This is a genomic window from Celerinatantimonas sediminis, assembly GCF_046054195.1.
In the GTDB taxonomy this organism is placed as follows: domain Bacteria; phylum Pseudomonadota; class Gammaproteobacteria; order Enterobacterales; family Celerinatantimonadaceae; genus Celerinatantimonas.
The window spans coordinates 74,772-100,163 of record NZ_JBEQCS010000013.1 but is presented as its reverse complement, the minus strand read 5'-3'; the positions used below and the strand labels follow the sequence as shown (position 1 = coordinate 100,163).

General features: G+C 44.1%; 27 protein-coding genes. 21 read left to right on the top strand and 6 right to left on the bottom strand.

Features of this window, described 5'->3' with window-relative positions:
- Window positions 1–133: 133 nt before the first annotated feature.
- Window positions 134–1,513, top strand: a complete 1,380-nt coding sequence (gene nifB / locus ABTQ23_RS14745) for a nitrogenase cofactor biosynthesis protein NifB (protein ID WP_408616533.1) — start codon at window positions 134–136, stop codon at window positions 1,511–1,513.
- A complete protein-coding gene (locus tag ABTQ23_RS14740; RefSeq protein WP_408616504.1) occupies window positions 1,513–2,037 on the top strand; it encodes a nitrogen fixation protein NifQ in 525 nt (174 codons plus the stop codon). The genes nifB and ABTQ23_RS14740 overlap by 1 nt, the downstream gene beginning before the upstream one ends.
- 124 nt (window positions 2,038–2,161) lie before the next feature.
- On the opposite strand, the gene ABTQ23_RS14735 is transcribed toward ABTQ23_RS14740, so the two are convergent.
- Window positions 2,162–3,046, bottom strand: a complete 885-nt coding sequence (locus tag ABTQ23_RS14735) for a dienelactone hydrolase family protein (RefSeq protein WP_408616503.1) — start codon at window positions 3,044–3,046, stop codon at window positions 2,162–2,164.
- Between the two features lie 251 nt (window positions 3,047–3,297).
- Between ABTQ23_RS14735 and nifH the strand changes: the two genes are divergently transcribed.
- The 16 genes from nifH to ABTQ23_RS14655 all read left to right on the top strand — a co-directional run bounded on the left by nifH (window position 3,298) and on the right by ABTQ23_RS14655 (window position 17,288).
- Window positions 3,298–4,170 (top strand): nitrogenase iron protein, encoded by an 873-nt coding sequence (nifH, locus tag ABTQ23_RS14730; protein ID WP_408616502.1) that lies wholly within the window; start codon window positions 3,298–3,300, stop codon window positions 4,168–4,170.
- A gap of 36 nt (window positions 4,171–4,206) precedes the next feature.
- Entirely contained in the window at window positions 4,207–5,691 is a 1,485-nt protein-coding gene (nifD, locus tag ABTQ23_RS14725; protein WP_408616501.1) for a nitrogenase molybdenum-iron protein alpha chain, read from the top strand.
- A 15-nt stretch (window positions 5,692–5,706) separates the two neighbouring features.
- Window positions 5,707–7,278, top strand: a complete 1,572-nt coding sequence (nifK, locus tag ABTQ23_RS14720) for a nitrogenase molybdenum-iron protein subunit beta (RefSeq protein ID WP_408616500.1) — start codon at window positions 5,707–5,709, stop codon at window positions 7,276–7,278.
- Window positions 7,279–7,340: 62 nt separating this feature from the next.
- Window positions 7,341–7,553 carry a putative nitrogen fixation protein NifT gene (gene nifT, locus ABTQ23_RS14715; protein WP_408616499.1) on the top strand — a complete coding sequence of 71 codons (213 nt, stop codon included), beginning with the start codon at window positions 7,341–7,343 and terminating at the stop codon, window positions 7,551–7,553.
- Between the two features lie 15 nt (window positions 7,554–7,568).
- On the top strand, window positions 7,569–8,180 hold the full coding sequence (locus ABTQ23_RS14710) for a NifB/NifX family molybdenum-iron cluster-binding protein (RefSeq protein WP_408616498.1): 612 nt from the start codon (window positions 7,569–7,571) through the stop codon (window positions 8,178–8,180).
- 159 nt (window positions 8,181–8,339) lie between these two features.
- Entirely contained in the window at window positions 8,340–9,719 is a 1,380-nt protein-coding gene (gene nifE, locus ABTQ23_RS14705) for a nitrogenase iron-molybdenum cofactor biosynthesis protein NifE (RefSeq protein WP_408616497.1), read from the top strand.
- The gene (gene nifN / locus ABTQ23_RS14700) at window positions 9,712–11,082 is read left to right on the top strand and encodes a nitrogenase iron-molybdenum cofactor biosynthesis protein NifN (RefSeq protein WP_408616496.1); all 1,371 of its coding nucleotides are present in this window, start codon (window positions 9,712–9,714) and stop codon (window positions 11,080–11,082) included. The genes nifE and nifN overlap by 8 nt, the downstream gene beginning before the upstream one ends.
- 10 nt (window positions 11,083–11,092) lie before the next feature.
- Window positions 11,093–11,566 carry a NifB/NifX family molybdenum-iron cluster-binding protein gene (locus ABTQ23_RS14695; protein ID WP_408616495.1) on the top strand — a complete coding sequence of 158 codons (474 nt, stop codon included), beginning with the start codon at window positions 11,093–11,095 and terminating at the stop codon, window positions 11,564–11,566.
- Window positions 11,567–11,568: 2 nt separating this feature from the next.
- Entirely contained in the window at window positions 11,569–11,832 is a 264-nt protein-coding gene (fdxB, locus tag ABTQ23_RS14690) for a ferredoxin III, nif-specific (protein ID WP_408616494.1), read from the top strand.
- 249 nt (window positions 11,833–12,081) lie between these two features.
- A complete protein-coding gene (locus ABTQ23_RS14685; protein ID WP_408616493.1) occupies window positions 12,082–12,423 on the top strand; it encodes a hypothetical protein in 342 nt (113 codons plus the stop codon).
- 10 nt (window positions 12,424–12,433) lie between these two features.
- Window positions 12,434–13,336, top strand: a complete 903-nt coding sequence (gene nifU, locus ABTQ23_RS14680; protein WP_408616492.1) for a Fe-S cluster assembly protein NifU — start codon at window positions 12,434–12,436, stop codon at window positions 13,334–13,336.
- Window positions 13,337–13,355: 19 nt separating this feature from the next.
- The gene (gene nifS / locus ABTQ23_RS14675) at window positions 13,356–14,555 is read left to right on the top strand and encodes a cysteine desulfurase NifS (RefSeq protein WP_408616491.1); all 1,200 of its coding nucleotides are present in this window, start codon (window positions 13,356–13,358) and stop codon (window positions 14,553–14,555) included.
- Window positions 14,556–14,567: 12 nt separating this feature from the next.
- Complete coding sequence (gene nifV / locus ABTQ23_RS14670; RefSeq protein ID WP_408616490.1) at window positions 14,568–15,716, top strand: homocitrate synthase; 1,149 nt, start codon at window positions 14,568–14,570, stop codon at window positions 15,714–15,716.
- Window positions 15,703–16,023, top strand: a complete 321-nt coding sequence (locus ABTQ23_RS14665; RefSeq protein WP_408616489.1) for a nitrogenase-stabilizing/protective protein NifW — start codon at window positions 15,703–15,705, stop codon at window positions 16,021–16,023. The genes nifV and ABTQ23_RS14665 overlap by 14 nt, the downstream gene beginning before the upstream one ends.
- Window positions 16,016–16,465 (top strand): nitrogen fixation protein NifZ, encoded by a 450-nt coding sequence (locus tag ABTQ23_RS14660; protein ID WP_408616488.1) that lies wholly within the window; start codon window positions 16,016–16,018, stop codon window positions 16,463–16,465. Before ABTQ23_RS14665 ends, ABTQ23_RS14660 begins: the two co-directional genes overlap by 8 nt.
- Window positions 16,452–17,288, top strand: a complete 837-nt coding sequence (locus ABTQ23_RS14655) for a peptidylprolyl isomerase (protein ID WP_408616487.1) — start codon at window positions 16,452–16,454, stop codon at window positions 17,286–17,288. Before ABTQ23_RS14660 ends, ABTQ23_RS14655 begins: the two co-directional genes overlap by 14 nt.
- Window positions 17,289–17,330: 42 nt before the next feature.
- Here ABTQ23_RS14655 and ABTQ23_RS14650 read toward each other — a convergent pair whose 3' ends face one another.
- Complete coding sequence (locus tag ABTQ23_RS14650; RefSeq protein WP_408616486.1) at window positions 17,331–18,470, bottom strand: SO_0444 family Cu/Zn efflux transporter; 1,140 nt, start codon at window positions 18,468–18,470, stop codon at window positions 17,331–17,333.
- A 212-nt stretch (window positions 18,471–18,682) separates the two neighbouring features.
- Between ABTQ23_RS14650 and ABTQ23_RS14645 the strand changes: the two genes are divergently transcribed.
- On the top strand, window positions 18,683–19,597 hold the full coding sequence (locus ABTQ23_RS14645) for a fructose bisphosphate aldolase (RefSeq protein WP_408616532.1): 915 nt from the start codon (window positions 18,683–18,685) through the stop codon (window positions 19,595–19,597).
- 61 nt (window positions 19,598–19,658) lie between these two features.
- Here ABTQ23_RS14645 and ABTQ23_RS14640 read toward each other — a convergent pair whose 3' ends face one another.
- From ABTQ23_RS14640 to ABTQ23_RS14630, 3 genes are read right to left on the bottom strand one after another with little or no spacing between them, the layout of a single operon-like run.
- On the bottom strand, window positions 19,659–20,735 hold the full coding sequence (locus tag ABTQ23_RS14640; RefSeq protein WP_408616485.1) for an ABC transporter substrate-binding protein: 1,077 nt from the start codon (window positions 20,733–20,735) through the stop codon (window positions 19,659–19,661).
- A gap of 29 nt (window positions 20,736–20,764) precedes the next feature.
- Complete coding sequence (locus tag ABTQ23_RS14635) at window positions 20,765–21,547, bottom strand: ABC transporter ATP-binding protein (protein WP_408616484.1); 783 nt, start codon at window positions 21,545–21,547, stop codon at window positions 20,765–20,767.
- 13 nt (window positions 21,548–21,560) lie between these two features.
- Window positions 21,561–22,586: a FecCD family ABC transporter permease gene (locus ABTQ23_RS14630; RefSeq protein ID WP_408616483.1), complete on the bottom strand. Its 1,026-nt coding sequence runs from the start codon at window positions 22,584–22,586 to the stop codon at window positions 21,561–21,563.
- A gap of 423 nt (window positions 22,587–23,009) precedes the next feature.
- On the opposite strand from ABTQ23_RS14630, the gene ABTQ23_RS14625 reads away from it, so the two are divergent.
- The gene (locus tag ABTQ23_RS14625; RefSeq protein WP_408616531.1) at window positions 23,010–24,257 is read left to right on the top strand and encodes an Nramp family divalent metal transporter; all 1,248 of its coding nucleotides are present in this window, start codon (window positions 23,010–23,012) and stop codon (window positions 24,255–24,257) included.
- Between the two features lie 133 nt (window positions 24,258–24,390).
- Window positions 24,391–24,807 carry a manganese-binding transcriptional regulator MntR gene (gene mntR / locus ABTQ23_RS14620; protein WP_408616482.1) on the top strand — a complete coding sequence of 139 codons (417 nt, stop codon included), beginning with the start codon at window positions 24,391–24,393 and terminating at the stop codon, window positions 24,805–24,807.
- Window positions 24,808–24,829: 22 nt separating this feature from the next.
- Here mntR and mobB read toward each other — a convergent pair whose 3' ends face one another.
- On the bottom strand, window positions 24,830–25,372 hold the full coding sequence (gene mobB, locus ABTQ23_RS14615) for a molybdopterin-guanine dinucleotide biosynthesis protein B (RefSeq protein WP_408616481.1): 543 nt from the start codon (window positions 25,370–25,372) through the stop codon (window positions 24,830–24,832).
- Between the last annotated feature and the right edge of the window lie 20 nt (window positions 25,373–25,392).

Sequence of the window (25,392 nt, the reverse complement as noted above, 5' to 3'; positions counted from 1 at the left end):
ACAAAAGTTACCTACAAAGTACGTTAAAATAATAAAAGTATAATAAAAACAATAAATTATAAATAATTCTGAGCGGCCCACGATTTGCAGTACTTAAAGATAGACAAAGGTCAGTCAATGTTAAGGAGATATGATGGGGTCATGTTCAGGAAGCTGCCATCCAGAATCGGGGCAAACGACAACGTTGTCGCGGGCGATGAGCGAGCAAGTTGCAAATCATCCGTGTTATTCGCCCACCGGGAGTCACCGATTCGCTAGGATGCATTTAGCTGTGGCACCTGCATGTAATATGCAGTGCCATTATTGTAACCGTAAATTTGATTGTTCGAATGAATCTCGCCCTGGGGTCGTTTCTGAACTGTTGACGCCGAAACAAGCTCTGCATAAAGCATTACATGTCGCAGCGGCGCTGCCTCAGTTATCGGTCATTGGGATTGCGGGCCCTGGCGATCCACTGGCAAATCCACAAAAAACATTCCGCACACTAGAACTGCTTAAACAGAATTTGCCTGATATTCGCTTATGCCTATCTACGAATGGATTAGCACTGCCTAAATATGTGGATAGGATTGCTGATTTAGGAGTTGATCATGTCACTATCACCATTAATACCCTTGATGCTTATGTCGCGGCGGATATTTATGAGTGGATGGCATACGAAGGACGCAGCTATAAAGGATTAACTGCCGGACAACTTCTGATTGACCAACAGATGGAAGGGATGCGTAAACTAGTTGAAAAAGGCATCTTAGTTAAAATCAATTCGGTGTTAATTCCTCGATTAAACTCTCAGCATTTGCCTGAGCTAAGCCGTGAATTGCAACGCCAAAAAGTCTTTTTACATAATGTGATGCCACTTTTGGCTAAGCCTGAATACGGCACTCATTTTGGTTTGAATCACGAACCAGAGCCAACCACTGAACAGTTGACTGAAGTGCGTCAGCAATGTGGCCAGAGTATTGTCCAGATGACGCATTGTCAGCAATGTCGTGCAGATGCAATTGGCTTGTTAGGTGAAGACCGCAGTCAGCAATTTAATTTAGCCGACTTGTCAGACAAAACTCCGGATTATCACGAAGTGTTGGTTAATCGCACTAAAATTCAGGCTGATTTAGTCAGTGCGGGCGCTGCTGATGATGAAGATGCCATGTTAGTTGCCGTGGCTAGTAAAGAGCAAATCGCCATTGATCAACACTTTGGCCATGCTCAGTCATTTTTAATCTATTCCGTTAGTTCTGAAGGCGTGCATTTTGTTCAGCGTCGCCGGGTTCCACAATATTGTACTGGTGATGAGCAGTGCGATGAATCATCGGATGTTCAAACCGTCTTTCAAATTCTTGAAGATATTGATGCTGTATTCTGTGCACGAATTGGTATGGCGCCATGGCGCAAGCTTGAAGCTCAGCACACAACTCCTGTGGTTGATTACGCGTGGCAACCGATTCATCAGGCTATTGCCCAATGGTGGCAAGTAAATAAGCCTGAGTTACTAGCTCGTTGCGAGGTGAGTTAATGGTTGAAACTGAAACAAAATTATTTTCTTGGTGTCAATTATTGTTAAAACGACAGCGGCAGGGGTTTGGTATTTTAGGCGAGCACCTGCAACTGTCGCCTAAAATGTATGGCAAGTTGTTGCATGCTGACGAAAATGAGCTGCAGGTTACATTAAAAGATCCTGAGCAAGAGAAATTTAAAGCTCAATTGCTTAGTTTACAAAAGCAGCGCCGTGAGGATGAGTTTAGCGAGCTATACGAGTGGTTAGTTCGCTTTCAGGTGCATGAACCATGGGATATGGCGATGATCATTGCTAGTGCCAGTTTGGGATTTCATCACTTATGGCAAGACTTAGGTTTGCCCGAGCGGCCAATGCTAACCCAATTGATGAATGATTGTTTTCCAGAACTTGGGGCGCGTAACCATCCAGCGATGCGTTGGAAGAAATTCTTCTATCGCCAGCTTTGTTTAGAACATGGAGCTCTGGTTTGCCGCTCTCCAACATGCGACCAGTGTTCATCTTATTCGGAGTGTTTTGAATAGATGTGTTCTTTTAAATTCGGCGCCGATTGTCGCTAACTGCTTTTATCTTCCCTGATTGTGCTCGAAAGTGACAATCGAGTGCCGCCCCATGTTCTATTTGCTACATTACTTCTATTTGGCTATCTTATTGTTCTTCAAGACATTGTTTAAAAAAATCTAACAATTGTTGTCGTGCTTTGGTTGCCGCCTCGGCATTATAGCCAACATGTACACCTGTTTCGATTTGTGAGTCTTGATAAGTAAAAAGTTGGCCTGTTGCTTTGTTGATTAGAACCCCAGGCTCGGTTTCGATGATTTGGCAATTACGAGTGCTTTGTGCTTTTGGCAAAAAAGACAGCGTTGGTAGTGATTTGCCATCAAATCCATGGTGGCCATCTGGATACTGATATAACTCGATATCAGCACCATTGTCTTTTGCTCGATTAACATACCTGATACTAGCGTCAATTGGGTTGTAGTCATCAGCCATGCCATGAAAAATTCGGATTGGACTGTCAATCACATCGGTATCACTTAAATATTCAAAACAACAATTTGGATAAAAAGATGCGACAGCTTTAAAACCATCATTGTCATATCCCCAACGTTTTGCAAAACGTTGCATTGCTGCATAAAGAGTGCCTTGTCCTCCACGAGAAAATCCCTGTAGAAAAATATTTTGTGAGTCTACTTGTGGATGACTTTTTAAATAGGTCAGCGCTGCATAAGCATCGGGAATGCTTGCAAGTCGCCCCAGGGATTGCTGATTAGAACCAACATCCGTTAAACAGCGGCCAGTGAAGCTATCAATAACGAGTGTTGAGAAGTTGTGTTGATTTAAAAGCTCCACCCAATAGTCGATAAACTCTCGATACCCACCAGAGCCATGTAGCAAGACAACCACAGGATTATTTTGTGGTTGAACGAGTCTTAATACACCCGCAATAGTCACCTCTTCACCCGTTTGATTAGCCAATAGCTGTGTATCGGTATAAGTGCAACTGTGTAAGGGAATAATTTGTGTCTGCATTATTTTCTCTTTTTATTAAAGCTTGCCCATTGTAATGGCATCTTCTGAATTTTCTATATTTATGCCTCCAGTTTGTTTCGTTGGTTTGTAGGCTCTACGACAATCGGACTGATTTTGTGTGGCTTAGTACGCGTAAGATTCTCTTTAAAATAAATAAAATACTTATAAATCATGAGGATAGGTATATCTAGATAGTTTGGTACAAACTGTGCACATATATCGCTGTACTCATTGATTAAAGGAGAAACAACATGGCAATGCGTCAATGCGCCATTTATGGCAAAGGTGGGATTGGTAAATCAACAACAACTCAGAACTTAGTTGCAGCTTTAGCTGAAGCCAACAAAAAAGTGATGATTGTCGGTTGTGACCCTAAAGCGGATTCTACTCGACTTATGCTTCACGCAAAAGCTCAGAACACCATTATGGAAATGGCAGCTGAAGCGGGTTCCGTTGAAGATCTTGAACTTGAAGATGTTCTAAAAGTTGGATACGGCGGGGTTAAATGTGTTGAATCAGGTGGCCCAGAGCCAGGCGTTGGTTGTGCTGGTCGTGGGGTTATCACAGCGATTAACTTCCTCGAAGAAGAAGGCGCTTACGATGATGACTTAGACTTTGTTTTTTATGACGTACTTGGTGACGTTGTATGCGGTGGGTTCGCAATGCCTATTCGCGAAAACAAAGCGCAAGAAATCTACATCGTATGTTCTGGTGAAATGATGGCGATGTATGCTGCAAACAACATCTCGAAAGGGATTTGCAAATACGCTAAATCAGGAAGCGTTCGTTTAGCTGGTCTGATTTGTAACTCTCGTAACACTGACCGTGAAGATGAACTCATCATGGCTCTGGCAGAAAAATTAGGCACCCAGATGATCCACTTTGTCCCTCGCGACAACGTTGTTCAACGTGCTGAAATTCGCCGTATGACTGTTATCGAATATGACCCAACCGCTAACCAGGCCAATGAATATCGTTCATTAGCTCAAAAAGTTATCGCTAACACTAAATTCGCGATTCCAACTCCAATCACCATGGATGAACTTGAAGAATTGCTGATGGAATTTGGTGTGCTCAAAGAAGAAGACGAAAGCATCATCGGTAAAGCCGCAACCGTCGCTTAACCTTGGATAGGTCGGTGGCAAGCAGGAGTACCTCTTATGACAGACAGAACAGTTGAACAGAATCAGGCGCTCATTCAGGAAGTCCTCGAAGTTTATCCTGAAAAAGCGCGGAAAAATCGTGCCAAACACTTAACTACAAATGATCCAAAAAGTGACGGTAAATGCGTAGTTTCAAACCGTAAATCAGTTCCTGGGGTAATGACCATTCGTGGTTGTGCTTATGCAGGTTCTAAAGGGGTAGTGTTTGGTCCTTTAAAAGACATTATCCATATTTCTCACGGTCCAGTTGGTTGCGGTATGTATTCAACCAATGGTCGTCGAAACTACTTAACTGGAGTTTCTGGGGTTGATAGTTTTTCTAACTTGAACTTCACTTCAGACTTCCAAGAACGCGATATTGTGTTTGGTGGCGATAAAAAATTAACCACCATTTTAGAAGAAGTAGACACTTTATTCCCTCTGAATAAAGGCACCACTGTGCAGTCAGAATGCCCAGTTGGGTTGATTGGGGATGATATCGAAGCCGTCGCCAAAGCCAATAAAAAACGTAACGGTAAAACTTGTATTCCGGTTCGTTGTGAAGGTTTTCGCGGGGTTTCGCAATCATTGGGTCACCATATTGCCAACGATGCAATGCGTGACTGGGTTTTAAGTAACCGCGATGGTGATGATTCGTTTGAAACAACCGATTATGACGTTGCCATTATTGGTGACTATAACATCGGTGGTGATGCTTGGAGTTCTCGTATTTTACTTGAACAGATGGGCCTTCGAGTTATCGCTCAATGGTCTGGTGATGGCACATTATCAGAAATTGAAAATACACCCAAAGCGAAATTAAACCTAGTTCACTGCTATCGTTCAATGAACTATATCGCTCGGCATATGGAAGAAAAATACAATATTCCTTGGATGGAATATAACCTCTTCGGGCCAACTAAAATCGCTGAATCTTTACGCAAAATTGCGGCGTTCTTTGATGAAAACATTCAACAGAAAGCCGAAGCCGTTATCGAATCATATCGCGCTGAATATCAAGCGGTTATCGATAAATATCGTCCTCGCTTAGAAGGCAAAAAAGTCATGTTGTATGTCGGCGGGCTGCGCTCTCGTCACGTGATTGGTGCCTATGAAGACCTGGGGATGGAAATTGTCGGTGCTGGTTATGAATTTGCGCATGCGGATGACTATGACCGCACCGTTGGGATGCTCAAAGAAGCAACTCTGTTGTACGACGATATCACCAGTTATGAACTTGAACAGTTCGTTAAAAATGTGAAACCGGACTTAGTCGGTTCCGGGATCAAAGAAAAATACATATTCCAGAAAATGGGTATTCCTTTCAGACAGATGCACAGCTGGGATTATTCGGGTCCTTATCATGGTTATGATGGCTTCGCTATCTTTGCCCGTGACATGGATATGACGTTAAACAATCCATGCTGGTCATTGACGACTCCACCATGGTTGAAAAAAGATGTTAGCGAATCTGAGCCTGCTCACGAGGAACAAGTCGCTTAAGTTAAGGAGAAGATCATGGCGCAAACAATTGATGAAATAAAACCCGGATATCCTCTGTTTGAGCAACCCGAATATCAGGATGTCTTTGCCCGTAAAAAGGCTGATTATGAAGAAGCTCCAACACCGGAAAAAGTACGAGAAGTGTTTGAGTGGACGACCACTAAAGAATATGAAGACCTTAACTTTCAGCGTAAAGCGCTGACTGTTAACCCGGCTAAAATGTGTCAACCTCTGGGCGCTGTTTTATGTTCGCTTGGTTTTAAAAACACATTGCCATATGTTCATGGTAGTCAGGGCTGTGTTGCATATTTTCGTACGTACTTTAACCGTCATTTTAAAGAACCAGTTGCTTGTGTCTCTGACTCGATGACTGAAGATGCCGCGGTGTTTGGTGGTCATAAAAATATGAGCGATGGTTTACAAAACGCTTATGCGCTTTACAAACCAGAAATCATCGCTGTATCGACTACTTGTATGGCTGAAGTTATCGGGGATGACTTAAACGCTTATACGTTGAATGCGAAAAAAGATGGCTTTGTTCCTGAAGAACTGCCATTACCATTTGCTCACACCCCTAGTTTTGCAGGTAGTCATGTCACTGGTTGGGATGGCATGTTTGAAGGATTCTGCCGCTATTTTACCGCTAATAGTATGGATGATAAAAAAGCGGGCAGTAATGGCAAAATCAACTTAGTGACTGGTTTTGATACTTATCTTGGCAACTACCGTGTTCTAAAACGAATGATGGATGACATGAATGTTGATTATTCATTGCTCGGTGATCCTTCTGAAGTGTTAGACACACCTGCTGATGGTGAGTACCACATGTATGCTGGCGGTACGACTCAAGAAGAAATGAAAGATGCGCCAAATGCCATCGATACGCTTCTTTTGCAGCCGCATGTGCTTACTAAAACTCAGAAATATATCAAAACAAACTGGGATCAACCTTTAACTAGTGTGCGCGTGCCAATTGGTTTAACCGCAACTGATGAACTGTTGATGGCTATTAGCAAACTCACTGGTAAACCAGTCGGTGATGCGCTGACCAAAGAACGTGGTCGTTTAGTCGATATGATGACTGACTCACACACTTGGTTGCACGGCAAACAGTTTGGTTTATATGGCGACCCTGATTTTGTAATGGGTTTATCACGCTTCTTGATGGAACTGGGTGCTGAACCAACCGTGATCTTATGTCATAACGCGAACAAACGTTGGAAAAAAGAGATGGATAAAATCCTCTCTGAATCACCATTCGGTCAGAATAGTGAAGTGTTTGTCGGTAAAGACTTATGGCATTTCCGTTCATTGATGTTCACCCGTAAACCAGACTTCATGATCGGTAACTCATACGGCAAATTTATTCAGCGCGATACCTTAGCTAAAGGTAAAGAATTTGAAGTTCCACTGATTCGCCTTGGTTTCCCTCTGTTTGACCGTCACCATTTACATCGTCAAACCACTTGGGGATATGAAGGAGCGATGCAGATCCTAACTACTCTAGTGAATGCAGTACTTGAAAAACTAGATGAAGATACTATGGGAATGGGAACAACAGACTACGCGTTCGATTTAGTTCGTTAAGTTTAGCTCAAGAACAGGTGCTGATTGGCACCTGTTTTTCTTTTTATTGATAAGGAAGGCCTATGCCAAACGTGATACTTCGTGAACAAGCCGACGGTTTGTATTGTTATATCGCCAAACGTGACCTGGAAGCTAAGATTGTCGATATTGAATTTGAACAGCCAGATTGTTGGGGTGGCCGCCTTGAGCTTGCCGATGGTCAAGCCTGGTATATGGCGCCGCAGACGGCAATTCCTAAATTTCCATTTAAGGTGCGTTTATCCCGTGCAAGTTAAATAGGGAGGTGTGTTATGTCTTCACCGGAACAAACCCAATTACTGTTTCGCCGATATCAATTGGCGGAACTTTTTCATATTCCGCTTCGGGATATTAATTTAAAAGCGCTGTTGGATAGTGATTATACGACCACTGCGGATGATCTGGGTATCAGTCTAAGTGAATTAGAGCAGGTGTTGGCTGAGCCGCTTGATGAGCGTTGGCAGTTACTTGAAAGACGAACTCCGCTACCAGCTAATACACTTCGTTGTGCTGTCGCAAGTATGGATGGCGAGTGGATTAATGGCCATTTTAGTCGTTGTCCAATCATGTACGTTTATGATGTCTGTGAGTCAGGCACTTCGATTGTTGGTCTTCGTAAGATGCCCGAAGAAGCAGGTGAAATTGGTCATCAAGAGCGAGTGAACGCTATTAATGACTGTCAATTGCTCTTTGTCGCGGCCATTGGTGGGCCAGCTGCCGCTCGGGTGATTCGTGCTGATATCTATCCAATGAAAGTACGCAATGTAGAAGCCATTGATCAAACTTTGGGGCGGCTTTGTGAACGCTTAAGTTCAGGTTCTTTACCGCCTTGGCTTAAAAAAGTAATGGGTCAGTCTTGGCAGATGGCGGATTGGTCTGCATGAGATGACATTTTGTGTCGTTTGTTGCAAAGCTGACAGCTATCAACGCCCGTCTCACGCACTTGTAGGGTTAGAACAGTCTATGCATAGGTTAGTAATCAAAAAGCAAATGATAGTAACGATGTTTTGTTTTAACTATGCAAGTTGCGTTGAGGAGGTTATATGAAGCAAGCGACGCTAAAAGTTCTCATGGATGAACCGCTATGTGAACATAACAATAAGGGGAAAACTGGCTGTCAGCCCCCGAAACCCGGAGCAACCGCTGGTGGGTGTGCGTTTGATGGGGCGCAAATTGCATTATTACCTATTGCTGATGTCGCCCATTTAGTGCATGGCCCCATTGGTTGTGCGGGTAGCTCTTGGGATAACCGAGGCAGCTATTCAAGTATTCCTGGTCTGTTTCGTCTAGGGATGACAACAGATTTAAGTGAGCCCGATATTATTATGGGCCGTGGCGAAAGCAAGTTGGTTGCCGCCGTTGGGTATATCAAAAAACACTACCATCCTGAAGCCGTTTTTATCTATAACACCTGTGTTCCTGCGATGGAAGGTGATGATATAAATGCCTCGGCAAGGCTTGCCAGCGAACGGCATCAAATCCCAGTTATTGTGGTTGATGCTGCCGGTTTTTATGGAAGTAAAAATTTAGGCAACCGCATCGCTGGTGAAGTCATGGTCGATAAAGTGGTTGGTACCCTAGAACCGGCCCCCGCGCCAGAAGGGGTGCATGATATTGCCCTTATCGGGGAATTTAATATTGCCGGAGAGTTTTGGTCGGTTCAAAAATTATTTGATGAGTTAGGCATTCGCGTACTTGCTTCGCTTTCTGGAGATGCTCGGTTTAAAGAAATTCAGACGATGCACCGCTCTGAGCTTAATATGGTGGTGTGTTCACGCTCCATGATGAACGTGGCGCGTAAGCTTCAAGACAGTTATCAAACCCCCTGGTTTGAAGGCAGTTTTTACGGATGCCGTGCTATTGCGCAGGCGCTTCGCACCATTGCCGAAAAAATTGCCGACCCGGATTTAATTGAGCGCACTGAAGCATTGATTGAGCGCCAAGAACAAGCTATCGCGGCGCCGCTTGCCGAGTATCGCAGCAAATTGCAAGGCAAACGGGTATTACTTTATACCGGTGGTGTGAAATCTTGGTCGGTTGTTTCAGCTTTGCAGGATTTAGGGTTGGATGTGGTTGCAACGAGCACCCGTAAATCAACCGAAGCGGATAAAGCACGCATTCGCGAATTGATGGGTGATGATGCTTTAATGCTGGATGATTCTAACCCGCGCCATTTGTTGGATATTTGTTATCACTATAAAGCTGATTTGATGGTGGCTGGTGGTCGTAACCGTTATACCGCACTTAAAGCTCGGTTGCCATTTCTAGATATCAACCAAGAACGTGAACACCCTTATGCAGGCTATGAAGGGTTACTTGAGCTAGGTCGCCAGCTTTGCTTAACGCTAACTAGTCCTATCTGGCCACAGGTGCGCAATCGGGCAAGTTGGCAGAATCCGCAAGGGGGGGTGATGCATGGCTGAGGTTATAAAAATCCGCAAACCGCTAAGCATATCTCCGCTTAAAACTGGGCAAGTATTAGGTGCGACGATTGCCGCTTTAGGGCTTGCCGATAGCATGGCATTAATGCATGCCGCACAGGGGTGTAGCTCATTTGCTAAAGCGTTTTTTGTCCGCCATTTTCAAGAACCCGTTGCATTGCAGTCTACCGCAATGGACCCGATTTCGACGATTATGGGCTCAGATGGCAATGTCAAAAAGGCATTGGATCATTTGGCTAAAAATAGTGCTTTGCACCTCGTTGTGGTGATGAGCAATGGTCTAAGTGAAGCGCAAGGTGCTGATTTAAAAAGAGCGATCCGTGAATTCCGAGTTGAATATCCACAGCATGAAAAACTCACCGTTTTAACGGTTAACACGCCTGACTTTTATGGATCTTTAGAAAATGGCTATGCCGCAGTCATCGATGCGGTGATCAATCAATTAGTTGAAGAAAAACGATCCGCCCAGACCCGCAAAAAGCGGATCAACGTGTTGCTGGGACATAGTTTTACGGCTGGTGATGTAGAAGCGGTGCAGCGTTTGTTTGAAGCATTTGGGCTCAAACCAACGCTATTGCCCGACATCAGCGAGTCTTTAGATGGTCATTTAGGTGAGCAAGATTACTCAGCGGTTTCATTAGGTGGAACACGCTTGAGTGATATTCAGCGAATGGGTGAGAGCATCGCAACGGTTGCACTTGGGTACAGTTGCCACAGCGGTGCTAAATTGCTGGCTCAAAAAACAGCTGTTCCTAGCTACTATTTTGACCATTTGGGCAACATTGAACAGTGCGACCGTTTAATTGAATTGTTGATTGAGTTAACCGGACGGCAGGTTCCCGATTATATTAATCGCCAGCGTCGCCAAATGCAGGATGCCATGCTTGATTGTCATAACGAGCTTAATGGGGTTCGCATTGCATTGGCTGGTGAGCCCGAATTACTCGGGTATTGGTTGGCTATTGCCCGGCAAATCGGTTTGGATGAGCAGGTTGTTGTTGCTCCAGCTCAACAGAGCCAACTGATAGAAATGCCGACAGAACAGATACTGCTAGGTGATTTTAGTGATTTGCGCGAGCAGCTTAAGGTCACACCGGCGGAGGTTTTAATCGCTAATTCACATGGACAGATGCTCGCACAAGAACTGGGCATGTCGCATATTTTAAGTGGTTTCCCGATTTTTGATTATTTTGGGGGCTTTCGCCAGCATCGTCAGCTTTATGCTGGTATCCGGGATACGTTGTTTGAACTGGGTAACATCGTTCATCAGCGTCATGAACACCGAGATATTTATCATAGCCCGCTTAAACAACATTGGCCGGAAGCGGCCAGCCAAAGCGCCTAGGGGGTAAACGATGGAAAGCGCAAAAGTTTGCCGACAATTGCAGTTAGCGAATGTGTCGGACAATTTTTTTACAGTAGCCTTTGCCAGCAGTGATCAACACCAGGTCGATCAGCATTTCGCCAGTGCGTCACGATTTGCTGTGTATGGTATTGGTGAAAAACAACCGCAGTTAATGAAAATTATTGAAATGAGTGAGCCTCCGTCAGGACATCGCCAGGACAATATTGAAATGCGTTTGGATTTATTAGGCGAATGTCTGGCAGTTTATGTTGTTGCTGTCGGGGATGCTGTTGTTCGCCAATTATGGGAGCGAGGCGTCAGACCGGTACGTGTTGCCCAAGGTAGCTCAATATTGGCTTTGTTAGGTGAACTGCAGCGCGAATTAACTCGTCAACGTAGTCCACTTCGTCGGCAAATGAGCAACCGGCCGATACCGGATGATGAAAATTGGGAAGAGTACGAAGATGACTATGAAGGAGAATAAATATGGTAACGGCAGTAACAGCTGACGGAAGCCCTTGGGAGCCGCAGTTTATTCGGGCAGTTGATAGTAGTGAGTGCATCGGTTGTGGGCGTTGCTACAAAGTTTGTGGGCGCAATGTGTTCGAATTAGTTGAGAATGAAGATGATGATGGCGATGATGATTGGTCTGATGATGTCCGAATGGTGATGACCGTTAGCAATGCTGGAGATTGTATTGGATGTGGTGCTTGTGAACGTGTCTGTCCAAAAGATTGCCATCAGCATTAAATTTAAATAATCCAAAAGTGGTGTTCGTGTCGTAGATTTGGGCCATGTTTTCATGGCCTTTTTTTTGTTTGTTTTTCTTTTTATCTCTTTGTCTAGTTGTGAAAATGATTTTTGTCGTATCTGTCACAAAGCCGACAACTTGTCTTATGCCCTCATCATTGTTCTATTTTAATTGATTGATTTTAAATAGTTTTTATTTTGGTTCATGATTTGCAACACATCACGTAAACCAGTTTTAAAGGAGCGAACGTGATTGTAGCAACCGAACAAGCTAAATCTTACCTTCTGCGTCTAGCCGAGGATTATCCAGCGCGAGGATTGCGGCTATATGGGGTTGGAAATCGTTGTCAGGGGATTAGTGTGAAAGCTAAGTTGCGCACTCATTGTGAGCTTGATGATCGCCAGGAAAATCTTGATGGACTGGCGATTTGGATCAGTGCTGATTTGCTAAAACAGGTGGTTTCAATTCAGCTTGATATTGAATTTGCTGCCAATGAACCTGCATTGGTCATTAAACCAAAACTGGCAGAGTGTGCGTGTTCAAGCACCGAGTGCAATTGGCGCCAAATGGACACCGCTATCAACCAATAAGGAGCTTGTGATGTGGAATTATTCCGAAAAAGTAAAAGATCATTTTTTTAATCCACGAAATGCCAAAGTGGTCGAAAATGCAAACGCCGTCGGCGATGTAGGCTCACTGAGTTGTGGCGATGCGCTGCGTCTGATGTTGAAAGTTAATCCTGATACCGATGTGATTGAAGATGCTGGGTTTCAGACGTTTGGCTGTGGTAGTGCGATAGCCTCTTCTTCGGCATTAACCGAGATGATTATTGGGCATACCTTAGAAGAAGCTAGTAAGGTCACCAACCAAGATATTGCTAAATATCTCGATGGTCTTCCTGCTGAAAAAATGCATTGTTCGGTGATGGGTCAAGAAGCGTTACATGTTGCGATTGCTCAATTTCGTGGTGAAACCATCGAACAGCATGAAGAAGAAGAAGGCGCGTTAGTTTGTCGCTGTTTTGGTGTGGATGAAGGCATGATTACCCGTGCTGTTCGGACCAACCATCTTACAACGTTAGCCGAGGTGGTTAATTACACCAAAGCCGGTGGCGCTTGTGCTAGCTGCCATGAAAAAATCGAAGCGTTGCTGGCAAAAATTAAGATGGAAGATGAACAACCTGAAGTGGCAACAGAAAAAGCAGCCACGACTCCTGAAACTCATCCTGAGATTGTCGTTGCCAATGAACAGGATAAAAAAACGTTGGCTGCTATTGCTAAAGTGATTGAAAAATTACGTCCTTCTCTGCAAGCCGATGGCGGTGATATCGAACTTGTTGGAGTCCGTGGTAATGAGGTCGCGGTGATGCTCTCTGGTAATTGTCAGGGCTGCATGATGACTGACATGACTCTCGGTTGGTTAAGTCAGCAATTGATGGAGCAGTTAGGCCATTATTATCGGTTAGTCAACGTTGCTATGGAACCATCAGCACAAACAGCATAATAGGTTATAGGAGAATGATATGTCTGGAATTTATTTAGATAACAATGCGACAACTCGAGTTGATCCGGTCGTTCTTGATACCTTGATGCCTTATTTTAGTCAGTATTATGGTAATCCATCATCGATTCATCAGTTTGGTGCCGAAGTTGAAAAAGCGCTCGTTGTGGCCAGAGCTCAAGTTCAATCATTATTGGGTGCCGAATTTGACAGTGAAATTATTTTTACCTCTTGTGGAAGTGAGTCAGATAATACCGCGATTCGCAGTGCAATTACTGCTTATCCAGAACGGCGTGAAATTATTACAACGGTTGTTGAACATCCCGCTATTTTGCAGTTGTGTGAGTATTTAGAGCGCGAAGAAGGCTATAAAATTCACTATTTACCAGTGGATGGCAAAGGCCGACTGGACTTAGAGCAATATCAACAATTGCTGAGCGAAAATGTCGCGATTGTCAGCATTATGTGGGCAAACAATGAAACTGGGACAATTTTCCCAGTTGAAAAAATGGCAACGATGGCCAAAGAATTTGGCATTGTTTTTCATACCGATGCGGTTCAGGCCGCAGGAAAAGTTGCGATTAATCTTAAAGATACGGACATTGATATGCTTTCGATGTCCGGGCATAAAATTCATGCACCTAAAGGTGTAGGGGTTTTATATGCACGCCGCGGATTAAAATTCCGGCCATGGTTACGTGGAGGCCATCAGGAACGCGGTCGCCGAGCAGGCACAGAAAATACCACAGGGATTATTGGCATTGGTAAAGCTGCTGAATTAGCCGAAATGTATCTTGATACCGTCTCAACTGAAGTTGCCAGACTGCGCGATAAACTCCAACAGGGCTTAACTTCGGCGATTAGTCACTGTTATGTGACCGGCGATGTTGAACATCGCACGCCAAATACGCTGAATATTGCATTTGAATATGTCGAAGGCGAAGCAATCCTTTTGATGTTAAATCAATATGGTATCGCGGCCTCTAGTGGGAGTGCTTGCACCTCTGGTTCGCTGGAACCATCACATGTGATGCGGGCGATGAAGATCCCTCAAACAGCTGCCCACGGCAGTATTCGATTTGCACTGTCGCGTTATACCCGTGAACGCGAGATTGAGAAAGTGCTAGAAGTTTTGCCACCTATTATTGAGCGGCTTCGAGCAATCTCTCCATATTGGCAGCAACAAAATAGTGGAAGTGACTTTATTCCTGCATTTGGCTAGGCGGAGAAGGCCATGGAACATGCTTTTATCGTAAATGATACAACGCTTCGCGATGGAGAACAGGCGCCTGGCGTTGCCTTCAGTCGAAATGAAAAACTCAAGATTGCTAAATCGCTAGTTGAGTTGGGTGTTGAGCAGTTAGAAGTAGGGGTTGCTGCAATGGGCGCAAGCGAACAACAGACCATTCGGTTGATTCGCAATTTGTGTCCTTCGACCAGCATGATGGTGTGGAGCCGTTTGCTGAGTAGTGATATTCAAGCTGCCGCCTCATTGGGAGTTGATTGGATTGATATATCGATACCAGCTTCGGTGCAGCAGCGCCAATTTAAACTGCACTTAAGCTTCGATGAGCTTAAAAGCCAACTGGGCAAGAGTATTGAGCAAGCTTTAAAACTAGGACTTCATGTCAGCGTCGGGTTGGAAGATGCGTCCCGAGCAAAAGTTGATGAGCTGCTTGATGTGATAGCTGTTGCACAGGATTCAGGTGCCAAACGGGTTCGCTTTGCCGATACGGTCGGCATTTTAGACCCATTTAGTACCCAGCAATGGATCAGTATTATTAAAGCCAATAGCTCGCTGGCCGTTGAGATGCATGCTCATGATGATCTGGGAATGGCAACTGCCAATACCTTAGCTGCGATCCGCTCAGGCGCAACCAGTGTGAATACGACGGTTTTAGGCATTGGTGAGCGAGCAGGAAACGCACCATTAGAAGAGATTTTGATGGTGCAATATCAGCAATCGCAATTATCTAGCCATTATCAATTAGCGATGCTCCCTGAGATTTGCGAGTACGTCAGCAAAGCTGCCAATCGGCCTATTTCTAAAGGAAAATCGATTGTTGGAGAAGCGGTATTTACCCATGAATCCGGTATCCATGTTGCAGCTATTTTGCAAGATCCGAATAATTATCAGGGAATTGACCCGGCAGTCTTAGGCCGAGAGCATCAACTGGTTATCGGTAAACACTCTGGTCGTCACGCGTTACAGTGGGCGTATGAACAACTGGGAATCAAACTTGATGATGCGCTTTTTCAAGCGATTTTACCTGAAGTTCGAGTTTGGGCAGAGGCTAATAAACGGCCAATGACCAACGATGATTTACTGGCTCTATATAATCGCTTAAGTGGGCATTCAGGGAGGCTAAATGCAGTGGTTTGATCAAATTCCGGGTGTCGAAAGTTTAACTACAGGGCAGGAGTTTTTTGACTTTTTCCATGTAAGCTATGAAATTGATCGGTTAAACGGGCGCCAACTCCATATTTTAAAAGACTTTAATCAGCGCATTGCAAATGTTGCAGATGTGCAAGCAGATGCTGCATTTGCAACTGCCAGTGAGCTACTGGCGCAAGCATATCAAGCTCAGACGCAAGAAGAAATAGCTAGCCACTCACCACTGGCAGTCTATCAACGGCTGCGACCTAGCCGAGTGAGTTTAAGTTCTTTAGTGGAGGATGACGATGAGTAACAATGCATTTTCTATTGGGGATGAGGTCCGCGCCATTAAACGCGTTTATAACGATGGTAGTTTTCCCAATGCAGAACGAGGATCGCTGATTGTCAAAAAAGGCACTATTGGTGAGGTGCGTGAAATCGGAGTGTTTTTACAAACAGACGTTATTTATAGCGTGTTCTTCCCTGAGTATGGTTATGCGGTCGGAATGCGTGAAAATGAGTTACTAGCGGGCGATGAACCTTGGTGGCCGAGTCTGTTTGAATTTAAGCAGAAGGTTCGCACTCTCTGTGGTTTAAGTGTGAAAGGGCAATTACGTGTTGAGCAAGGTGCGGTTGGCCAAATTCTGCGCGTTGAGCGTGATGAGCAGAATATTCATTATCAGGTGAATTTTGGTGATGATAAATTATATCTGATTGGTGAGTCATTGTTAGAGGCTGCAGATGAATCCAGTTAATATCGAAGCAAACTTACGTTATCCTCTCTTGCGTTATTCAATTGAGTGCTATCATTGCTTACCTCAGCAGTTGTCTTCTATGCAATATCAGCAATTAATGGCGCAGCTGCAAAAGGCTCAACTGATAGAGCAGCGCGTTGCTAAGCATAGTCAAAGTGAAATCAGCTCTGGGCAAATTAAGCGTGCTTTGAATCAGCTTGTTGGTCTATTTGAGTCCAAAGATGATTACAAAAAGGCGCGGCATTATCTTCACCTTGATGAATCCTTATTAAGAAAAAGCCTAGCTCAAACGCTCAAAGCTGATGCTGTATTGGTCGAGATAAGTTCCCAAGTAAGCGAGCCTTCAGATGATGAGTTAATGCTGTTTTACCAAGAACATCCTGAACAATTTGAACAAGCTGAACAGGTCACCTTGAGCCATATTTTGCGGATCACTGACGATACTCAAGAGCAAAGCCGATTGGAGAATCTTTTGCCTTGGATGGAGTTGCTTGCTGATGAGTTGCTCCAACATCCAGATCGTTTTGCTGATAAGGCGCTGCGCTATTCTGAATGTCCATCAGCGTTAAATGAAGGTAAATTGGGAACTCTAACTCGAGGTAAGCTTTATCCTGAACTAGAGCAGGTTGCATTCAAGCTAAATGAATCGCAAATTAGTCGCCCAGTCGAATCGCCCATGGGGTTGCATATTCTTTGGTGTGAAGCTCACCACCAGAGACAAAAGCTGAGCTTTGAAAGTATTCGAGATAAATTATTTGAGCAGTTATTAACTGCTCGGCAAAAACAGGCGCAGCGACAATTCATCAAAGAAGTCTTGCGCTAAGTTGATTGTTTAAGCCTTGATGGATGCATCAAGGCTTTTTTGTTAGTGATGACAACAAGAATCGTGACAACAGCTGGATTGTTTATCACTTTGGTGACGGCGGCGATAGTAACTGCTGAGCTTGTGGTAGAGATCGAAACCAACTAACAGTGCAAGAGCAATACCAGCGATGGCAGAGATTGGCCATGGCAAAAGCTGGTTGCTACTGGCAAGTTCACTTTGAATATTGATTTGCCAAGCATCAACAAGTGCATTGGTGAGATACCCAAAACCAATCGCAACCACCACTACGCCAGAAAGGTAGCTAATTAAAGAACGAAATCCCAGTTCTTTGTTAACAATCCCCAAGGTTGCAATATTGGTTGCAGGCCCTGCGAGTAAAAAGACTAATATTGCACCCGGTGAAACCCCTGCTAACATCAGCCCTGCGGCCAGCGGTGTTGATGCTGAGGCACAGATATACATTGGTACGCCGATTAACGCCATTACAAGCATTGCCCAAGGGCCTTGGCTAATACTGGCAAGAGTATCTGATGGCACGGTCGCAACAACTACCGCAGAGATAACCAATCCAACAATTAACCAAATAGACAAATCTTCTAACAATTCTGTGAATGCATAACGCTGACCACCCCAAAGCCGAGCAAGCCAGGATTGTGTATCTGGGCTAACTTCGTGGTGGTGATGGTCATGATCATGGCTGCAGCTACAACTATGCTCATGAGTATGCTCTGCCTCATGATGGGTATGAGCGGCGTTATTATTAGCTTTTTCGCCAATAACTAACACCAAGGTTGCACTTACAATCGCTGAGAAAATGGCTGCGATTGGGCGAATAATGGCCATGAATGGCCCAAGTAAGGCGTATGAAATGGCAATTGAATCAACGCCTGTTTCAGGCGTGGCAATTAAAAATGCAGTGGTTGCGCTTTTGGATGCCCCCGCTCGGCGAAGCCCCATTGCCGCAGGAATCACCCCGCAAGAGCACAATGGCAATGGTGTGCCTAACATCGCAGCTTTAATTGCAGGCCATAAGCCACGGCCTTGTAAATGTCGTCCTAAATTATCACTGCGAATAAAGCTTTGTAGTAAACCTGCCACGATAAAACCTAAGATTAGCCAAACCGCTGCATCAAGCCACAGATCGATAAATGCCTGGCTTATGGCAATAACTGTGTTCATGCTGATACTCCTTTGCGTTTAACTGATACTAAACAGTCTAAATGTTGGAGTTAACTTCAAGGTCAAGCCATTTAAAGCAAAAATTTACCAAATCAAGGCCCAGTTCTGTGACACGACGTAGTTTGGGTCCATATTTACGATGTGGTATAGTGAGTTACAACAATTCTGTAACATTCGGATAAAGGAGGCATACTATGAATTTTAGCCATCCAATTGATCAGCAAATGCTTGAGCAAGCCCGCAATGGAAAAGGATTTATCGCGGCTTTAGATCAGTCAGGAGGATCAACCCCAAAAGCCTTGCGAGAATATGGAATCGAGGAATCGGCTTATACAACTGATGGAAAGAAAGATGACCAAAAGATGTTTGATCTGGTTCATCAGATGCGAACTCGGGTGATCACTTCAGACGAATTTAATGTAGAAAAAATCATGGGGTCGATTTTGTTTGAAGACACCATGGATAGAACGATTGATGGTCTGGGCAGTGCCGAATATCTATGGCAGCGCAAACATATTGTACCATTTTTAAAATGTGATAAAGGACTCGCCCCCCAAGAGAGTGGTGTGCAGTTGATGAAACCCATCCCCGGGTTAGATGAGACGCTTGAGAGAGCTGTCTCTCACGGTGTTTTTGGCACGAAAATGCGCTCAGTCATCCATCAATTTGATGAAGCCGGTATTCGGGCGATTGTCGATCAACAATTCGATATTGGGCTACAAATTGCCAAACATGGGCTGGTACCGATTTTGGAGCCTGAATGTAATATCAATGCCGATGATCGGGAAAAATCAGAGCGCTTTTTACTCAGCGAATTTAAACGGCATTTAGCGCAAGCGGATGATGAGCTGAAAATTATGGTTAAGATTTCGATTCCGGTAAATCCTCATCAATACGACGAACTGTTAGATGACCCACATATTGTTCGGGTGGTTGCTCTTTCTGGCGGCTATGAGCGTGATGAGGCCAACGAAAAGCTCAGTCAATGTCCGGGGATCATAGCCTCATTTAGTCGAGCATTGCTGCAAGATTTAAATGCAGCCCAAAGTGATAGCGAATTTAATAGCGCTCTTAAAGTTGCCGTTGACTCGATTTATCAGGCATCGGTACATAAGAATTTGAATTAGTAACTTAACTATTGGTAGAAAAGCGAAAGGGGCAATTTAGCCCCTTTTGTTTTAGTAATGGTTAACTATGCGATTGAGGCGGGAGCCCATGTAAAATTTCACTTAGCTGAGTAGCCGATAAGTCATAATTTAAAAATTGATGATAAAAAGAGCGGGTGACGTTCACCATATTGATATTTTTAAAGTGTTCTGGGTGCAGTAATTTGGCGGCCCATTGAATTTGCAAAGCGGTTTCAGCGCCATAACGATCCCATAAAAATGCCCCGTTAGGATTGATATACAAACGATGGTTTTTAACCGCGTTGACGTTTGCCCACATTGGGTCTTTGGCTAGTTTTGCGATTTGTTGCTTGCGAGTTTTTGGGTCTGCAAAAGCAGTGGCACCAAAAATAATAACGTCAGGATTCCAAGCCAGTAATTGCTCTTTGGAGGTTACTTTTAAACTGCCATGAACAGCTTCTGCCACATTTTTACCACCAGCGGCTTTAATCCAAGCATCGATTAATGAATGGCCACCATCAATGGTCAGTGGATTAAAATGCACCACATGTAAAACACGCGGTTTTTGTTTATCACTGAGAGTATTTGTGTATGAACGAATCTCTTTAAGCTTGGTATCTAGATAATGGTTGAATTGCTCAGCTTTAGTTTGAGCCGCAGGACCTAAAATTTTTGCCGTTAAATCAAATGTCTGCTCGAGCTCTTTAAAGTTAGTAAAGGTGAGCTGAACATTGGATATCCCAAGTTCATTAAGTTTGGTGCGCATGCGCGGCGTGATAATTGAAAACACAACATCCGGTTTATGCTTGAGCATCTCTTCGTCATTGACGTCGGTTTTGGTAAAGGCAGGTGTTGCTTTGTACATTCGCGGATTCACCAAAGCAAGCCATGGCCGGCGAGCAGGGGAATCTACATTCACATAAGAGACGACTTTAGAACCGGCGCCAAGCATTGCCAGTACCTCTAAATGGGCAGGCCAGGCATCCCCAATGGCGTTAATCTGAGTTGGAACGACGACTTTATGTCCACTGTCATCGGTGATGGTTTGCGTTTGTTGGGCTATGGCGCTCTGGCTCATGATGCCCGAACATAATGCCAGATAGGTGAGGCCTATCATGGCTAAATTTTTCTTCAACATATTGCGCTCCATTGCGAATTTAAAATAGGTTATGAGACGATTGGGGTACATGAGCGGATGGTGCGACCATTTTGTTGGCCAATATTATTAATTCTTACATCAACGCCATAGGCATCATGTAAGTTTTGTTCGGTGACAATTTCATCGACTGGACCGAATAAACAGGGTTGATTGCGCCTAAATAGCAGCACTTTGGATGCACACAGAAATGCTTGTTCAGGCGAATGCGTGATCATAACAATCGCAAGTCCTTCATCGGCTAAGCGTCTGACTTGACGCAATACCGCAACTTGATTGCCAAAATCTAAACTTGCTGTTGGTTCATCCATCGCCAGTAATAATGGCGCTTGGGCAAGAGCTCGGGCAATCAATACCATTTGCTGTTCACCGCCAGAGAGCTGCGAAAATCGTCTTGATGCTAAGTGCATGATCCCAAGGCGATACATCGCATCATCAACCTGTTTAAGGTCATCTTTTGAGGGAAAGCCAAACATACTCAAATGTGCTGTGCGGCCCATAGCCACCATATCACGTACGGTAAAGGGAAATACCGTGTCACCAGCTTGGGGAACATAGCCAAAAAGAGTGGCTAAATCCTTTCTTGAGCACCCATCAAGGCTTTTCCCATCAACTTTGATATCGCCGCCAAGGCGAGGAATAAGGTTTAACATCGATTTAAACAGCGTTGATTTGCCCACACCATTTGGCCCTAAAATGCAGAGAATTTCTCCAGCTTGGACATTAAATGACACATTCTGAACAATGGCTTTATCGTTATATCCGCACTTAAGGTTATGAACTGAAAATTGCATGAAGCTGTCCTTTTTATAAACCTTTACGGCGGGCCATCAGATAGAGAAAGAATGGGGCACCAATCACGGAGGTCAAGATCCCAATCGGTAACTCCATCGGTAATAAAGACCGCGCTAAATCATCAACTAGCATTAGGTTCAACCCCCCTAAGAAAATACTGGCGGGGATTAAAATTCGGTGGTTGGGCCCAACTAACATGCGAGCTAGATGTGGAATTAATAATCCGACCCAACCAATGATCCCACCCATCGCGACAGACACTGCGGTTAGAAGGGTTGATGCAAGAATTAAAATGATTCGAGTTTTTTTAACATTGATCCCCAAGGCACTAGCTTGTTCGTCCCCTAAACATAAAAGGTTCAAATGCCAGCGTAACAATAAGATAGGAATAATTCCGATAGCTAGTGGGATAAGCATCCATAAAAGGTTATTGGCGGTGACTGACGATAAGCTTCCCATTAGCCAGAAGGTGATCTCAGGCAGTTTCTGCTCCGGGTCACCAAGGTATTTAATCAACGAAATAATGGCTGATGCCAACGCTGAAATGACAATCCCAGTGAGCACTAAGCTTAATAGTGAGTCATTATTGCGACTAATAGCCGCACCAACAAGATAGGTGATAAAAACAGCCAGAATGCCAAACACAAATGCCAGAGTTTGTACCATTAAAAAACTCATTGAGCATAAAATGGCGATTGCAGCCCCAAGTCCTGCGCCAGATGCGGCCCCTAAAATGGCAGGTGAAACCATTGGGTTGCGAAATATTCCTTGGTATGTGGTTCCAGAAACCGCTAACGATGCCCCTATCGCCATTCCTGCGGCAATGCGTGGAATACGCACTTTTAAAAGAACAATAGAGGTGATGCCATGACCTGTGATTGCTGCCCAGAAATCTGAAAACGGAATCGTGAAGCGTCCGACTAATAAAGAAAATACAGCAATAGCGAATGTTAACCCAACCAACAGGGCAAGCGTTCTCATCGGGTGATGAGTCTTATTGTTGTCCGATAATATATCCACGCTGCTAGATGAGCTCATGCGTATGTACCGATATGTCAAAGATATAGACTATATAGTCGAGTTTTTTGGTTGCATCATCAAGGAAATATTCACACTTCCTTATTGATTTATTTAAAGATTAGCAACGTTGAGAATAAGTTTGTTGATCTACATTAAGAACAAATTCGCTTTAGAAATTTTGATTGATAGCAAGAACTTATCGAATCATTTGAAATTATCCAATAATAAAATAAAAGTTCAGGAGAAAATATTTAATTTATAAAAATCATATAGTTATATTTATTTTTTATGATCAAATTAAGATATTCGGACTTTTTAGTAGAAGAATCGAATAGTTACACGGTTTACCGGGTTGAAATTAATTAACGCAGATATATATTATTAACCATGGTTAACTTTGCTGGAATTTTCAACATGCTCCAATCAATCTCAAATTCTGCAATGCAGCAGCAGGCACAGCAGACATTATCTGGAAGAGGCGGACGCACCGGATGGATGGTGCTGTTTGGACCTGCATTGATTGCGGCGGTTGCTTATGTCGATCCCGGCAATTTTGCCACCAACATTGAGGCTGGCTCACGCTATGGCTATACCCTGTTATGGGTCGTTTTAATGTCCAACCTCATGGCAATGTTGATTCAGTCGATGTCGGCACGTCTGGGATTAGCAACTGGGAAAAACCTGGCGGAAGTGATTCGAGAGCGTTATCCAAAACCGGTAGTCTGGTTTTATTGGATCCAAGCTGAAGTCGTTGCCATCGCCACCGATTTGGCAGAATTTCTGGGTGCGGCATTAGCATTTAACCTGTTGTTTGGTTTATCGATGATGCAGGGCGCCATTTTAACAGGTCTGATTACCTACGCGGCCTTACAGTTACAGAGATTTGGTTTTCGCTTAATGGAGATCATTATCGGTGCCATGATCATGGCTATTGCCGGTGGTTTTTTTGTCGAGCTATTTTTAAGTCAGCCAGATCAAGTTGCTTTGGCTAAAGGTTTACTCATCCCATCCTTTCCTGATGGTTATGCAGTTTATCTAGCCGCTGGGATCCTTGGTGCCACAATTATGCCGCATGTGATTTATCTGCACTCAGCGCTATCCCAGAACCGTATTAACACCGAACCTTCTCAACGTCATAAAGTGATGCGTTATTATCGCTTAGATGTGATTATCGGCATGGCGTTAGCAGGGCTTGTGAATATGGCTTTGTTAGCGCTTGCAGCTGCAACTTTTCATCGCCATGGCTATGAGCAAATTGCTTCCATTGGTGAGAGCTATAAAATGCTGACTCCATTAATGGGCGGCAATATGGCCAGCTATATCTTTGGCTTTGCACTGCTGTTGGCAGGGTTGTCCTCATCAATTGTTGGAACGATGTCAGGACAGGTACTGATGCAAGGATTCGTTCGGTTTCGTATTCCAATTGGTTTACGGCGAATCATCACGATGGTGCCTGCAATCTTAATTATTTTGCTTGGGGTTTCTGAACAAAAAGCGTTGGTGGCAAGCCAAGTGATCTTAAGCTTTGGTATTCCATTTGCACTGATCCCGTTGGTTAGATTTACCGCTGATAAGAAATTGATGGGAAATTTAGCAAATCGACCATTTTTGAGTGCAATCGGCGTTGCTGTATGTACTTTAATTATAATCCTTAATGTCTATGTGTTATTTTATAGCATCTTCGAGTAAGTCAGACTTAGCGAATACTCAGTCAGTTATGCTAGGCCGTTTATCGCTAGCAGCAGAGTTGGCAAAAATAATAGGGTATAAAGATAACCTTGCTCGTCACAAGCTCAGATAAACATAACAATAGGTAAGGGTTGTGCCACAACACCAATATTTTCAAAGAGTAAAAGAAGACCATCAGCGAGAGTTGGTCGAAGATTATGTCGAAGAGATAGCGCAGATGCATGCCAAATATGGCGAGGCGCGCTCCAGTGATTTGGCGATTCGCTTTGGTGTGAGTCCTGCGGCTGTTTCTAAGGTTGTGAGTCGCTTAAAGCGCGATGGACTGGTAGAAGCGCGTCCATATCGCGGCATTTTCTTAACGATTGAAGGGCAACAGATGGCTGAGCAAGTTGCTAAGCGCCACAAAATCGTATTTCAAACACTACTCTCTTTAGGTGTTCCTCAAGAGGTCGCCCAAGGTGATGCCGAAGGCATTGAGCATCATTGCAGCGTCGAAACAGTGGCTGCAATGGAGCTGTTTTTAAAGAGCCGTTCGGTTGATATCTCTTAAATATTTGCCATCAAAAAGCGTATTACTTGTTGTTTTTCTGAGTATTTTTTAAACAAAGCGCCAGAATATTATCAGCAATAATTTGCGGTTGATTTAAAGGCCACAAAGGCAATTGAGTTTGCTCAAGTGGCTGATTTGTTGCAATCGCGAAAACCCATGGATCGCTTGCAGCTAACAGCGGTTTCTCAAGTTCAGGGCGATGAATCTCGAGTTTTGGAACATCGCTGTGCCGATAACCTTCAACAATTACTAAATCAAGCTCATCCCAACAAAGCCGCTGTAATTGGCTATCTAAATCATCATGATTAGTCTGTTTAGAAAATAAAACACTCATCTGGGGGCTGCTTAATAGCATTTGGGTGGCACCACTGTGAGTGAGTCGATAGCTATCCTTGCCAGGTTTGTCCAGCTCGACATCATGGTGACTGTGTTTTATCACACCCACCCGGATCCCCTGGTGGCTGATTATTTCTAACACTTGGCATAATAAAGTGGTTTTACCTGAGCCGCTAAATCCTGCCAGCGCAATCACAGGTTTGGGCCAACGCGATAAGTCAGGTTTCATCTAATTAAAAACTCTGTAAC